Source organism: Cedecea lapagei, assembly GCF_900635955.1.
Classification (GTDB): domain Bacteria; phylum Pseudomonadota; class Gammaproteobacteria; order Enterobacterales; family Enterobacteriaceae; genus Cedecea; species Cedecea lapagei.
The window spans coordinates 4,631,194-4,644,503 of the sequence record NZ_LR134201.1 but is presented as its reverse complement, the minus strand read 5'-3'; the positions used below and the strand labels follow the sequence as shown (position 1 = coordinate 4,644,503).

Annotated in this window: 11 protein-coding genes; 7 read left to right on the top strand and 4 right to left on the bottom strand. The window is 55.3% G+C overall.

Features of this window, described 5'->3' with window-relative positions; translation table 11 throughout:
• Window positions 1-3: 3 nt before the first annotated feature.
• Together viaA and ravA are read right to left on the bottom strand one after the other, a co-directional pair.
• Window positions 4-1,455, bottom strand: coding sequence for an ATPase RavA stimulator ViaA (gene viaA / locus EL098_RS22535; protein WP_126358223.1), 1,452 nt, complete (start codon window positions 1,453-1,455; stop codon window positions 4-6).
• Window positions 1,452-2,945, bottom strand: a complete 1,494-nt coding sequence (gene ravA / locus EL098_RS22530) for an ATPase RavA (protein ID WP_126358222.1) — start codon at window positions 2,943-2,945, stop codon at window positions 1,452-1,454. The genes viaA and ravA overlap by 4 nt, the downstream gene beginning before the upstream one ends.
• Before the next feature lie 224 nt (window positions 2,946-3,169).
• Here ravA and kup point away from each other — a divergent pair, with 224 nt between their 5' ends.
• From kup to rbsR, 7 genes are all read left to right on the top strand, one after another.
• Window positions 3,170-5,038, top strand: coding sequence for a low affinity potassium transporter Kup (gene kup, locus EL098_RS22525; protein WP_126358221.1), 1,869 nt, complete (start codon window positions 3,170-3,172; stop codon window positions 5,036-5,038).
• A gap of 202 nt (window positions 5,039-5,240) precedes the next feature.
• Complete coding sequence (gene rbsD / locus EL098_RS22520) at window positions 5,241-5,660, top strand: D-ribose pyranase (protein WP_126358220.1); 420 nt, start codon at window positions 5,241-5,243, stop codon at window positions 5,658-5,660.
• A 10-nt stretch (window positions 5,661-5,670) separates the two neighbouring features.
• On the top strand, window positions 5,671-7,185 hold the full coding sequence (gene rbsA / locus EL098_RS22515) for a ribose ABC transporter ATP-binding protein RbsA (protein WP_126358219.1): 1,515 nt from the start codon (window positions 5,671-5,673) through the stop codon (window positions 7,183-7,185).
• Window positions 7,182-8,147, top strand: coding sequence for a ribose ABC transporter permease (rbsC, locus tag EL098_RS22510; RefSeq protein WP_008457775.1), 966 nt, complete (start codon window positions 7,182-7,184; stop codon window positions 8,145-8,147). Before rbsA ends, rbsC begins: the two co-directional genes overlap by 4 nt.
• Before the next feature lie 27 nt (window positions 8,148-8,174).
• A complete protein-coding gene (gene rbsB / locus EL098_RS22505; RefSeq protein ID WP_126358218.1) occupies window positions 8,175-9,062 on the top strand; it encodes a ribose ABC transporter substrate-binding protein RbsB in 888 nt (295 codons plus the stop codon).
• A gap of 68 nt (window positions 9,063-9,130) precedes the next feature.
• Window positions 9,131-10,060 carry a ribokinase gene (gene rbsK / locus EL098_RS22500; protein ID WP_126358217.1) on the top strand — a complete coding sequence of 310 codons (930 nt, stop codon included), beginning with the start codon at window positions 9,131-9,133 and terminating at the stop codon, window positions 10,058-10,060.
• Window positions 10,061-10,063: 3 nt separating this feature from the next.
• A complete protein-coding gene (rbsR, locus tag EL098_RS22495) occupies window positions 10,064-11,056 on the top strand; it encodes a ribose operon transcriptional repressor RbsR (RefSeq protein WP_126358216.1) in 993 nt (330 codons plus the stop codon).
• 2 nt (window positions 11,057-11,058) lie between these two features.
• On the opposite strand, the gene mdtD is transcribed toward rbsR, so the two are convergent.
• Both mdtD and EL098_RS22485 read right to left on the bottom strand, forming a co-directional pair.
• Window positions 11,059-12,447 carry a multidrug transporter subunit MdtD gene (mdtD, locus tag EL098_RS22490; protein WP_408609090.1) on the bottom strand — a complete coding sequence of 463 codons (1,389 nt, stop codon included), beginning with the start codon at window positions 12,445-12,447 and terminating at the stop codon, window positions 11,059-11,061.
• Window positions 12,448-12,477: 30 nt separating this feature from the next.
• Window positions 12,478-13,176 (bottom strand): FadR/GntR family transcriptional regulator, encoded by a 699-nt coding sequence (locus EL098_RS22485; protein ID WP_126358214.1) that lies wholly within the window; start codon window positions 13,174-13,176, stop codon window positions 12,478-12,480.
• Window positions 13,177-13,310 lie beyond the last annotated feature (134 nt).

Here is a 13,310-nt window from a genome sequence, read left to right as displayed (position 1 = left end):
GCCTCAGCGCCGCCAGCGACGCAGCAGGCGGCTTCTCATCCCGGTGTCAAAGCGCCAGATATGGTCAAAAATGCGCATGATGCCGGGCTTTCCATGCCCCGACATCGCAACGGCGTGAAAACGGTTCTGATACTGACGCTGCAAAGCCTTAACGCTGCTGACGACGTCGTCCGGCAGGCGCTGGGCGATAAAATCTGAGATCACTACCGCATCGGCATCGTGCCAGTCCCCGGTCTGCATCTTTTCCAGGATCGAGCGAAAACAGCTGGCCAGATCCGTCCCGCCGCTAAAATGCTGGCTTAAAAAGCGGAGCGCCTGATTAATGCCGTCCCGCCCGCTCACCTCATAGCGCACCACTTCGCTGGAGAACAGCATAATAAAGCAGCGTCGGTTATCGGCGAGGGCAATCCGCATCAGCGCCAGGCAAAAGGCTTTGGCGCATTGCTCGTTGAATCCGCCCATTGAGCCAGAAGTATCCACGCAGACAATAAACGGCCCGCGAGGCTGCTCGTCAAAGTCCTGATGGGCGACCGGACGTTCGATGATTTTTTCACGCCATGCGTCACCGTGCAGGCGGTAAGTGAGCAGTTGCTTCTCCACCAGCCTGCGGTAGAACTCAAACTCCAGCTCGGTAATGCCAAGCGTTGCCAGCTCAGGCGGCAACAGCCGAAGAATATCGTCGCTGCGCTGCAGGCCGTCCACCTGCTCGGGCACGGTGGCGGGTTCCCGAACCAGCATACGCCAGGGCTCGGTGGGAGAATCTTTTCGCGGAACGGATTTTGCCTCACGAGAGCGCCCCAGCTGCTCGGCCAGCTGCATCAGTTCAGGCTGGCCGGTGAGAAACTCGCCGTATTGCACAATCAGCTGATAATCCCCGCGCTTCAGTGCGCCGCCGCTCATATCCCACAGCTTGCCGGCCGCTTTGTCGTTTTCCGCAAGCGCAGGGTCCAGCTGCCCGCTAAGCGCCAGCCGCTCCTGAATTTCCGCCAGCAATTTGTCACGTTCATCTTCCAGCAGCTGCTGGTTAAGTGAGGTTGCCTGTACGACCAGGCTTAGCCGCCAGCGCTGGAGAAACAGCGTATGCTGCGCCGGGGTGAAGTGTGGGTGCTCTGCGACCAGCGTTTTGGCCTGCTCATAGAAGGGGGATCCAAGCTTGTGGAGCAGCTGGATAATCTCCGGGAGCCGGGTAATAAGCTGCCTGGTGTCGAGCAGCTGGCTCTGCTGATAGCAAAGCACCTCCTGGGCCAGCTCATCCGGGACATGTCCGTCCTTCAGGCGGCTTTTCAGCTGGTCTCGCCAGCGAGGTAAGTCTTCACTAACGGCTTTTTTTAAACGCGGGAATTTCTCGAAAAACACCGCCAGCTGCGGGGCAGCCAGCAGGGTTATAATGATCTCTTCTATTAGCTCGCCTTCACCAATAGCCAGGATCGTATCCAGCGTTTCAATGCTTATCATTGACGCGCCTGTTTCAGCTGCGCCGCGACGTCCTGCAGGCTGGCCTCAATTTTTCCCAGCCAGTCGCTTTCGATAAACAGGCTTTTTTGCTGATCGTTAAAGCGCTCATGCTGCTGGTGCAGCGCAGCATCAAGATCGTCGAACTGCTTTTTGATCTCATCGGGGACGCCCTGCTGCTGGTGGCCCGGCAGCGCAAGCCGGGTGGCCTGAAGGCTGACATCGCGAATGGTCAGGTGCAGAGTGCTGTCCACTTCGAGGTTAAGCAGCTGCGCAAAACCAATGCCGTTCAGCTTGCCGCGGATCTCGCCCCCTTTATTGAGCCATTGCGCCAGCGCTTCGCGGGCCAGGGTGATATGAATAACCTCGATATCGTGCAGCTTCAGCGGTTTTTGCAGCAAAAGCGTCAGCGTGTCGCCGGTTAGCTCATCCGGCAGCTGGTACTGCGGTTTGCGGCTGAACATGCCGGTCTGCTTAAGCACGGTAAAGGCGTCACGGTCGCTGCTTTGCTGCTGGAGCTGAAGGCGGCGCTGCACGATGGCGCTGAGTTTATTAAGGATAGCCTGCTGCTGCCACGCGTGCCCGGTCATCAAAACTTCAATCTGCTGCTGCATCAAATTCATGGTCGCCGTGTCGTGCCACAGGCAATCCTTCAGCAGAATAAGATCGACAGGCGCCACGGCATCGCGGCCATTAAAGAAGGCGCTGGCCTGCAGCAGACGAATCGCCTTTTTCCAGCGGCGGTCAGAAACATAAGGCGCACCGGGGGTCGTCTCAAGCAGCTGCCTCAGGATGAAGACAAGTTCAAAAACGTCGTCCGGCAGGGTGACGCCGCCAATTTGCTGCTGCCAGCTGAAATACTCTTCATCGGTGACCTGCAGGCTTTCGGCGACCGGATTGAAATTCTCGTCGTGCTGGCTGATGAGCATCGAACGGAAATTGGCTTTGTCCTGCACCTTATCCAGCCACAGGCGAATCAGCATGCGGTCGTACAGGGCTTCCAGGCTGCTGTCCGCTTCCGGCAGCTCGTTGGATGCCGCCACCAGCAGGCGCATCGGGATTTTATCTTCGCTGGCGCCGTTGCGGAAACGGCGTTCGTTAATGGCGGTCAGCAGGGTGTTTAAAATCGCCGGGCCCGCTTTCCATATCTCATCGAGGAACACAATTTCGGCTTCCGGCAGGTAACCTGCGGTCAAACGCTCATAACGGCCTTCATCTTTCAGTGCCTGAATGGAAAGCGGACCAAAAACTTCTTCTGGCGTTGAGAAGCGAGTCATTAGATATTCAAAAGCTCGCGCTTCGCGAAAGGCAAACTTCAGGCGGCGAGCGATCAGGCTTTTCGCAATCCCTGGCGGGCCGAGTAAAAAGACGCTCTCGCCGCTTAGTGCCGCCAGCAAACAGAGGCGAACGGCGTGCTGACGCTCAAAAAGTCCTTTTTCCAGCGCCTGGCTGAGACGAGAAATTCTTTCAGCCAGCAAATGTGATTGAGCCATAATTAGCTTTGCATCCTTACGCGGTTAACCCTGTGGAGGAACGCGAGTATAGCGTTTATTTTTAGCCAGTTAATGTGCTGATTATGCCGCATGCAACGTTTGAGCTGAGATAAGGCCAGTGCATTTAGGAGTACGATTTACACAATTATCGTGCATACTGTGCGCCGTTTTGTGGGCCAAGGGACTAAGCACACGTTTTCGGGATTCCAACAAAAGATTAGTCTATGAGCGCTGATAATAAACAATCGTTGCCGGCCGTTACGCTGGCTGCCATCGGGGTTGTGTACGGTGATATCGGTACCAGCCCGCTTTATACCCTCCGTGAATGCCTGTCAGGGCAGTTTGGGTTTGGCGTTGAACGCGACGCCGTGTTTGGCTTTTTGTCGTTAATTTTTTGGCTGTTGGTACTGGTCGTCTCCATTAAATATCTCACCTTCGTGATGCGTGCGGATAACGCCGGGGAAGGCGGGATCTTAACGCTGATGTCTCTTGCCGGGCGCAATACTTCGGCCCGCATGACTTCAGTGCTGGTGATTATGGGGTTGATTGGCGGTAGCTTCTTCTACGGCGAGGTGGTTATCACACCGGCGATATCGGTGATGTCGGCCATAGAAGGTCTTGAGATAGCCGCGCCAGAGCTGGATAAGTACATTGTTCCTCTCTCAATTATTGTTCTGACGCTGCTGTTTATGATTCAGAAACACGGCACCGGGATAGTCGGCAAGCTGTTTGCCCCGGTTATGCTGCTGTGGTTCCTGACGCTCGCCGTACTGGGCGCGACAAGTATTATTGGCAACCCGGAAGTCCTGCAGGCGCTTAACCCTGCCTGGGCGGTGAATTTCTTCATTCAATATAAAGCCGTGTCGTTCTTTGCTCTTGGCGCTGTTGTCCTGGCGATAACCGGTGTTGAGGCGCTCTATGCCGATATGGGGCATTTCGGTAAGCTCCCGATTCGCATCGCCTGGTTTATTGCCGTTCTGCCTTCGCTGGTCCTTAACTATTTTGGCCAGGGCGCGCTGCTGCTGAAGAACCCGGAAGCGATTAAAAACCCGTTCTTCCTGCTTGCTCCGGACTGGGCGCTGATTCCGCTGCTGATTCTGGCAACCCTGGCGACGATTATCGCTTCACAGGCGGTTATCTCCGGCGTCTTCTCCCTGACGCGTCAGGCGGTTCGTCTGGGCTATCTCTCGCCAATGCGCATCATCCACACTTCGGAAATGGAGTCCGGGCAGATTTACATTCCAGCGATTAACTGGATTCTGTATATCGCCGTGGTGATCGTTATCGTCAGCTTCGAGCACTCAAGTAACCTGGCGGCGGCATACGGCATTGCAGTAACCGGCACGATGGTGCTGACCTCGATTCTTTCCTGCACCGTAGCGCGCAAAAACTGGCACTGGAATAAAATTGCCGTGCTCCTGATGTGTGTGGGTTTTCTGTTTATCGATATACCGTTGTTCTCGGCTAACCTCGAGAAAATCGTCTCCGGCGGCTGGCTGCCGCTCACGCTGGGCCTGGTGATGTTTACCATCATGACCACCTGGAAAAGCGAGCGTTTCCGCCTGCTGCGGCGTATGCACGAGCACGGCAACTCTCTGGAGGCGATGATTGCCTCGCTTGAGAAGTCGCCGCCGGTTCGCGTGCCGGGTACTGCGGTTTATATGTCCCGTGCCCTGAACGTGATTCCGTTTGCCATGCTGCATAACCTCAAGCACAACAAGGTGCTGCATGAGCGAGTGGTGCTGCTGACGTTGCGGACTGAAGATGCGCCTTACGTACACAACGTTAAGCGCGTTTCCATTGAGCAGCTGTCGCCAACCTTCTGGCGCGTGGTGGCAAGCTACGGCTGGCGCGAAACGCCGAACGTGGAAGAGATATTCCACCGCTGTGGCCTTGAGGGCTTAAGCTGCAGGATGATGGAAACGTCGTTCTTTATGTCGCACGAGTCGCTGATTATCGGTAAGCGCCCGTGGTACCTCCGACTGCGCGGCAAACTGTTCCTCGCCCTGCAGCGCAACGCGCTACGCGCGCCAGACCAGTTTGAGATCCCGCCGAACAGGGTTATCGAGCTGGGCACCCAGGTTGAGATTTAAGTTAGCTACCTGATGCCCTCACCCCGGCCCTCTCCCACAGGGAGAGGGAGTAAACACTAAAAACGGTACTCAGGTACCGTTTTGCGTTTATTAGCGAAACGTTTCGATATTGATCACACTTCTTTAACCTGGTGGTTGTTTAACCGCCCGCTCTTTTTCTACACTCCTTATCAGCGAAACGTTTCGCTAGTGGAGCAGGAAAATGAAGAAAGGTACCGTTCTTAACGCTGATATTTCGGCCGTTATCTCCCGTCTGGGGCACACCGACACGCTGGTGGTTGCCGATGCCGGGCTGCCAATTCCGCGCACTACTCAGCGCATCGATCTGGCATTGACTCACGGCGTTCCTGGCTTTATGCAGGTCGTGAACGTGGTAACTCAGGAAATGCAGGTTGAGGCGGCCATCATTGCTTCTGAAATCAAACAACATAATCCCGCGCTTCACGAAACGTTGCTCAACCATATTGAGCAGCTGCAAAAACACCAGGGAAACACCATAACTATTAGTTACATCAGTCATGAGCAGTTCAAGCAGCACACCGCTGATGCACATGCGGTTATTCGCAGCGGGGAGTGTTCCCCGTATGCGAATATTATTCTCTGTGCTGGCGTAACCTTCTGAGGAGGCCGGCATGGAACCTTTACTGCAGCTTAAAGGGATTGATAAATCGTTCCCTGGGGTGAAAGCCCTCTCTGGCGCGGCGCTGAACGTCTACCCTGGCCGTGCAATGGCGCTGGTGGGTGAAAACGGCGCCGGCAAATCCACCATGATGAAAGTTCTGACCGGGATCTACACCAAAGATGCCGGTTCTCTGCTGTGGCTGGGGAAAGAAACGGCTTTTAACGGGCCGAAAGCTTCTCAGGAGGCTGGCATCGGGATTATTCACCAGGAACTTAACCTGATTCCGCAGCTTAGCATTGCGGAAAACATCTTCCTTGGCCGCGAGTTTGTCGGGCGTTTTGGCAAAATTGACTGGAAGAAGATGTATCAGGAGGCCGATAAGCTGCTGGCAAAGCTGAATTTACGCTACACCAGCGAGCGCCTGGTCGGCGAGCTGTCGATTGGCGATCAGCAAATGGTCGAGATAGCCAAGGTGTTGAGCTTTGAGTCAAAAGTCATCGTCATGGATGAGCCGACCGATGCGCTGACCGACACCGAAACCGAGTCGCTGTTCCGCGTTATTCGCGAGTTGAAAACTCAGGGCTGCGGCATCGTATATATCTCCCACCGCATGAAAGAGATCTTTGAGGTATGCGACGACGTGACCGTTCTGCGCGACGGGCAGTTTATCGCCGAACGTGAAGTCTCAGCGCTCACCGAAGATACGCTCATCGAAATGATGGTAGGCCGTAAGCTGGAAGACCAGTATCCGCATCTGGACAAACAGCCGGGCGACATTCGCCTGCGGGTGGATAAAGTTTCCGGCCCCGGCGTGAAGGAGATCTCTTTCACGCTGCGTAAAGGCGAAATCCTCGGCGTTGCCGGGCTGATGGGCGCCGGGCGTACCGAACTGATGAAAGTGCTGTATGGCGCGCTGCCGAGAACCGCCGGCTATGTTGCGCTGGATGGCCGCGAAGTGGTGACTCGCTCTCCGCAGGACGGGCTGGCTAACGGCATCGTTTACATATCCGAAGACCGCAAGCGCGATGGTCTGGTCCTGGGCATGTCGGTAAAAGAGAATATGTCCCTGACCGCGCTACGCTACTTCAGCCGCGATGTCGGCAGCCTGAAGCATAAGGATGAACAGCAGGCTGTGCAGGACTTTATTCGCCTGTTTAACGTCAAAACCCCCTCCATGGAGCAGCCGATTGGCCTGCTTTCCGGCGGTAACCAGCAGAAAGTCGCCATCGCGCGTGGCCTGATGACTCGGCCGAAAGTGCTGATCCTCGACGAGCCAACCCGCGGCGTCGACGTTGGGGCGAAAAAAGAAATTTATCAGTTAATTAACCAGTTTAAAGCCGATGGTTTGAGCATCATTCTTGTGTCGTCCGAGATGCCGGAAGTGCTGGGCATGAGCGACCGCATCATGGTTATCCACGAAGGGCGACTGAGCGGCGAGTTCTCCCGTGAAGAAGCCACTCAGGAGGCGCTGATGGCAGCGGCCGTTGGTAAGCTTAATCGAGTGAATCAGGAGTCAGACAAATGAGTACCCAGACCGTTTCCACCCGTCGCTGGTTCACAAAAGCGTGGCTGATGGAGCAAAAATCTCTTATCGCTCTGCTGGTGCTGATTGCGATTGTTTCAGCCCTGAGCCCGAACTTCTTTACCGTGAATAACCTGTTCAACATCCTGCAGCAAACCTCGGTTAACGCCATCATGGCGGTGGGGATGACGTTGGTCATTCTGACCTCCGGGATCGACCTGTCCGTCGGTTCTCTTCTGGCGCTAACCGGGGCGGTGGCCGCCTCCATTGTAGGCTTTGAGGTCAATGCGCTGGTGGCCGTTGCCGCCGCGCTGGCGCTCGGTGCGGCCATTGGCGCTGTGACCGGCGTGATTGTTGCTAAAGGACGAGTCCAGGCCTTTATCGCCACGCTGGTGATGATGCTGTTGCTGCGCGGGGTAACGCTGGTGTACACCAACGGTAGCCCGATGAACACGGGCTTCTCCGACAATGCCGATCTGTTTGGCTGGTTCGGTATTGGCCGCCCTCTGGGGATCCCAACGCCGGTCTGGATCATGGCGATTGTTTTCCTGGCCGCATGGTACATGCTGCACCATACCCGTCTGGGGCGTTATATCTATGCGCTCGGCGGTAACGAAGCGGCGACTCGCCTGTCCGGGATCAGCGTCAACAAAGTGAAAATCATCGTCTACTCTCTGTGTGGTCTGCTGGCGTCGCTGGCCGGGATCATCGAAGTAGCGCGTCTTTCCTCTGCACAGCCTACGGCGGGTGCAGGGTACGAGCTGGATGCTATCGCGGCGGTGGTGCTGGGCGGTACCAGCCTGGCGGGCGGTAAAGGTCGCATTGTCGGCACGCTGATCGGGGCATTGATCCTTGGCTTCCTGAACAACGGTCTGAATTTATTAGGTGTTTCTTCTTATTACCAGATGATCGTCAAAGCGGTGGTAATTTTGCTGGCGGTGCTGGTGGACAATAAAAAGCAGTAAAACCATAACCCTACAGGACATCTGACTATGAACATGAAAAAACTGGCTACCCTGGTTTCCGCTGTGGCACTCAGCGCCACCGTAAGCGCTAACGCCATGGCAAAAGAGACCATCGCGCTGGTGGTTTCCACGCTGAACAACCCGTTCTTTGTGTCGCTTAAAGACGGCGCGCAGAAAGAGGCCGATAAGCTGGGCTACAACCTGGTGGTACTGGACTCTCAAAACAACCCGGCGAAAGAGCTGGCGAACGTGCAGGACTTAACCGTTCGCGGCACCAAATTAATGCTGATTAACCCAACGGATTCCGATGCGGTGGGTAATGCCGTTAAAATGGCAAACCAGGCTAAAATCCCGGTGATCACCCTTGACCGCATAGCGAACCAGGGCACCGTGGTTAGCCACATCGCTTCTGATAACGTTGCGGGCGGCAAAATGGCCGGTGACTTCATCGCGAAGAAACTGGGTGAAGGCGCTAAAGTCATTGAGCTGCAGGGGATTGCCGGGGCTTCCGCAGCTCGTGAACGTGGTGAAGGCTTTAAGCAGGCCGTTGCCGCACATAAATTTGACGTGCTGGCGAGCCAGCCCGCTGATTTCGACCGTACTAAAGGTCTGAACGTCATGCAGAACCTGCTGACCGCACACCCTAACGTTCAGGCCGTGTTCGCTCAGAATGACGAAATGGCACTGGGGGCCCTGCGTGCGCTGCAAACCGCAGGTAAATCTGATGTACTGGTTGTCGGTTTCGACGGTACGGCTGACGGTGTGAAAGCAGTTGAAGGCGGTAAGCTGGGCGCGACCGTGGCCCAGATGGCTGACCAGATCGGCGTTATTGGTGTGGAAACTGCCGATAAAGTGCTGAAGGGCGAGAAAGTGGATGCGAAAATCCCGGTTGATTTGAAACTGATCGCCAAATAAGAATCAAAGAAAAGCAGGGCACCGCGCCACTCAGCAATGGGTGGCGCACTCAAACTGGATATCAAGATATGAAAAGCACTGGCAAACTCGTCGTTCTGGGCAGCATTAATGCTGACCACATCCTCAACCTCGAACATTTCCCAACCCCGGGCGAAACCGTCACCGGGCAGGGCTATCAGGTGGCGTTCGGCGGTAAAGGCGCGAACCAGGCCGTTGCGGCGGGGCGCAGTGGGGCAGAGATCGCGTTTATTGCCTGCGTAGGCGATGACGATACCGGCAGCCGCGTCTGCAAACAGCTTGCCAGTGATAACATTGATACTGCGCCAATCAGGACTATCAATGATGAAGCAACCGGCGTCGCGCTAATTTTCGTCAATGGCGCAGGTGAAAACGTGATTGGTATTCACGCTGGCGCTAACGCAGCCTTGACCCCAGAGTTGGTTGAAGCGGAACAGCAGAAAATCGCCGAAGCTTCCGCTTTATTAATGCAGCTGGAATCTCCGCTCGAAAGCGTGCTGGCGGCGGCGAAAATTGCCCATCAGCACCAGACCAAAGTGATTCTTAATCCGGCACCGGCCTGTGAACTCTCTGATGAGCTTCTGGCGCTGCTGGATATGATCACCCCGAACGAAACCGAGGCGGAAAAGCTGACCGGGGTGCGCGTTGAGACTGATGAAGATGCTGCAAAAGCTGCGCATGTGCTTCACGGTAAGGGGATCGACACGGTCATTATCACCCTTGGCAGCCGTGGCGTATGGCTAAGCGAAAAAGGCAGCGGCAAACGCGTGCCGGGCTTTAAGGTCAAAGCCGTCGATACTATTGCCGCCGGAGACACCTTTAACGGCGCGCTGGTTACCGCGCTGCTGGAAGATAAGCCGATGGAAGACGCCGTGCGATTTGCCCATGCCGCCGCCGCGATTGCCGTGACGCGAAAAGGTGCTCAGCCTTCCGTGCCGTGGCGTAAGGAAATTGACGAGTTTCTGCAGCAGCAGAGGTAAGCCATGGCTACCATGAAAGATGTCGCCCGCCTGGCGGGCGTTTCTACCTCTACCGTCTCGCATGTCATTAATAACGACCGCTTCGTGAGCGAGGCTATTCGCCAGAAGGTAGAGGAAGCGGTTAAAACCCTGAACTATGCCCCTTCTGCGCTGGCGCGCAGCCTCAAGCTCAATCAAACCCATACCATCGGCATGCTGATTACGGCGAGTAGCAACCCTTTCTATTCTGAACTGGTTCGCGGCGTGGAGCGTAGCTGCTTTGAACGTGGGTACAGCCTTGTGCTTTGTAATACCGAAGGTGATGAGCACCGTATGAACCGTAATCTGGAAACGCTGCTGCAAAAGCGCGTGGACGGATTGCTGCTGCTGTGCACCGAGACGCATCAGCCTTCGCCGGAAATTATCAATCGCTACCCGACCATCCCCACCGTGATGATGGACTGGGCTCCGTTTGAGGGGCAGAGCGATGTTATTCAGGATAACTCGCTGCTAGGTGGAGAAATGGCCACCCAGCATCTTATCGATAATGGCTATACCCGCATTGCCTGCATTGCCGGGCCGCAGGACAAAACGCCGGCCAGGCTGCGTCTTGAAGGCTACCGTCAAGCCATGGCGCAGGCCGGGCTGGCTATCCTCCCGGGCTATGAAATTATCGGCGACTTTGAGTTTCAGGGCGGATTTAGCGCCATGAGCGAACTGCTTACGCTTGAGGAGAGGCCTGATGCGGTATTTATGGGCAATGATGCGATGGCCGTTGGCGCTTACCATGCTTTATACCAGGCGGGCCTCCGCGTGCCGCAGGACATGGCGGTGATTGGCTACGATGATATTGAGCTTGCCCGCTACATGACGCCGCCGCTGACAACCATTCATCAGCCAAAAGATGAGCTGGGAGAGCTGGCGGTGGATGTACTTATCCACCGTATGGGGCAGCCCGATCTGGCGCAGCAGCGCTTACTGCTGACGCCAGAGCTGGTGGTACGAAGCTCCGTTTAGCGCTAGTGGCGTTCTTTTATTAAGTTGCGCCCGTCTTTTGGGCGCAGCAGCAGAAAGACCGCCGAAGAGACCAGCGTTATCGCGCCCATCGTCAACAGGGTGTAGTGGAACTGCTCGATGGTATTGACGCTCTCTACCCCTTCCCATGCACGCAATACCGCTGCGCTTACCGCAACCCCCAGACTGATTGACAGCTGCTGAGTCACGGCCAGCACGCTATTACCGCTGCTGGCGTTGTCATCCGTCAAGTCTGCCAGAGTGATGGTGTTCATGGCCGTAAACTGCGTTGACATTGCCATCCCTAATATAAAGAGGGGAAGGATCAGCAGCCACACTTCCATCCCTGGAGACTGTAGCGAGAACTGGGCTATGAGCAGGCCAATGACGATAGTTATCCCTACCAGCGTTTTACGGTAGCCCATCCACCGCAGTACCTGAGTTACCGTCGATTTAGCCAGCAGCGAACCTACTGCGGTCGGCGCCATCATGCAGCCGGCCAGCAGCGCAGAATAACCAAAACCGACCTGCAGCATAAGCGGCATCAAAAAAGGGACGCAGCCGGTACCGAGGCGTGAGGCTATATTGCCGACGATACCAACGGAGAAGGTGCGCGTCTTAAAGAGAGGTAGGGGAATGAGCGGCGTTGCAACGCGACGGGCATGCCAGACATAGGCCAGAAGCAGCAAAATACCGCCCAGGATCACCAACATTCCTATATAGCTGGCAACAATACGCTCGCCAAACAGCTCAACCCCGCTTGAGATCAGAACCAGGCCTGCGCCAAAGAGCAGGAAGCCGCTCATATCAAACCCACGCTTCGGCGTGGTGAAGTTAGGCATATATTTACGGGCGTAAAGCAGGCCCAGAATGCCTATCGGGATATTGATTAAAAAAATCCAGTGCCAGCTAGCCCAGGTGACCAGCACGCCGCCGAGCAGTGGGCCAATAATCGGGCCGACCAGGCCGGGCATAGTGACAAAGTTGAGCACGGGAAGTAATTCACTGCGCGGATAAGCCCGGAGTAGCGCAAGGCGTGCCACCGGCATCATCATTGCTCCGCCAATCCCCTGAATCACGCGGAAGATGACCAGCTCGGTTAACGACCCGGACATAGCACAGGCGAAGGAACCGAGGGTGAACAGGCTAACGGCCAGCATAAATACGCGGCGCGTACCAAAACGGTCTGCAAGCCAGCCGCTTACCGGAATAAGCATCGCTACGGTCAGGGTGTAGCTGATAATAGCGGCCTGCATGGCAAGCGGTGAACGATTGAGGCTATGGGCTATTGCCGGTAGCGCGGTGTTAAGAATGGTGGCATCCAGCGCCTGCATAAAGAAAGCCATTGCGGCTATCCATGGCAGACCGGCCATGCTGCGTGCTGTTTTGGTCATTATTATCCTGAAGGTTAAGTGTGCCCTGGACTAGCGATGAGCGACGGGTTCTTTTAGCAGAGCCAGGCAAGCGTTAAAAGCGGCCTGCTCCTCTCCCCGAGTAATGGCATCTACAATCGCCTGATGCAAATTGAGCTTAATGACTTCGTTATCGGTAATCGCGGTAAAGTAATTGTAATAAATCGACCTGAATAAGTTCGCGAAAGATGTCATGAAAGGGTTACCACTCATTTCATAGATAATTTCGTGGTAGGCCATGTCCACCTCGATCCATCGCTGCCGATCAAAGGTAACCTGAAGTTCGGTCATTTGCGCCATCAGCTGAGTCAGCCTTTCACGCTGCTGCTCATTACTGTTAATCGCGGCTAACGCGCAGGCCTGCGGCTCCAGGCTATTACGCATAATCAAAAACTCTTCTACTACATGGCCGATATTATCTTTGGTCATCCACCAGGCTATCAGTTCCTTATCAAGGAAGTTCCAGTGGCTGCGGGGCATGACGCGAGTGCCAATTCGTGGGCGGGGCAGCAGCATTCCTTTAGCGGCTAATGTCTTTACGGCTTCCCGCACGGCGGTTCTGCTGACGCCGTATAAGTCACCCAGCTCCATCTCGCCCGGAAGAATGCTCCCGGCAGCGTACTCCCCCTTCAAAATTCGTTGGGCTAATTTCTCTGCCAGCACATAAGAAAGGTTTTTTTGGGCGGCAAGTTGTTGAGTGGATAAAGACATGACGCAATTCCTTTAGCAGTATTTCTTGCCTTAGTATGCCACCGGCAGTGATTTTGCGGTGATTAATGCAGCAAATATCCCGAATTTGCTGGCTTTCTGCGCATTGCTGGTGAAAAAGAATGCGGTCAGAAAGT

Coding starts and splice junctions, on each gene's coding strand:
- rbsK (WP_126358217.1), top strand. CDS start 9,131: ATGAAAAGCACTGGCAAACTCGTCGTTCTGGGCAGCATTAATGCTGAC.
- kup (WP_126358221.1), top strand. CDS start 3,170: ATGAGCGCTGATAATAAACAATCGTTGCCGGCCGTTACGCTGGCTGCC.
- mdtD (WP_408609090.1), bottom strand. CDS start 12,447: ATGACCAAAACAGCACGCAGCATGGCCGGTCTGCCATGGATAGCCGCA.
- EL098_RS22485 (WP_126358214.1), bottom strand. CDS start 13,176: ATGTCTTTATCCACTCAACAACTTGCCGCCCAAAAAAACCTTTCTTAT.
- rbsR (WP_126358216.1), top strand. CDS start 10,064: ATGGCTACCATGAAAGATGTCGCCCGCCTGGCGGGCGTTTCTACCTCT.
- rbsC (WP_008457775.1), top strand. CDS start 7,182: ATGAGTACCCAGACCGTTTCCACCCGTCGCTGGTTCACAAAAGCGTGG.
- rbsD (WP_126358220.1), top strand. CDS start 5,241: ATGAAGAAAGGTACCGTTCTTAACGCTGATATTTCGGCCGTTATCTCC.
- rbsB (WP_126358218.1), top strand. CDS start 8,175: ATGAACATGAAAAAACTGGCTACCCTGGTTTCCGCTGTGGCACTCAGC.
- viaA (WP_126358223.1), bottom strand. CDS start 1,455: ATGATAAGCATTGAAACGCTGGATACGATCCTGGCTATTGGTGAAGGC.
- rbsA (WP_126358219.1), top strand. CDS start 5,671: ATGGAACCTTTACTGCAGCTTAAAGGGATTGATAAATCGTTCCCTGGG.
- ravA (WP_126358222.1), bottom strand. CDS start 2,945: ATGGCTCAATCACATTTGCTGGCTGAAAGAATTTCTCGTCTCAGCCAG.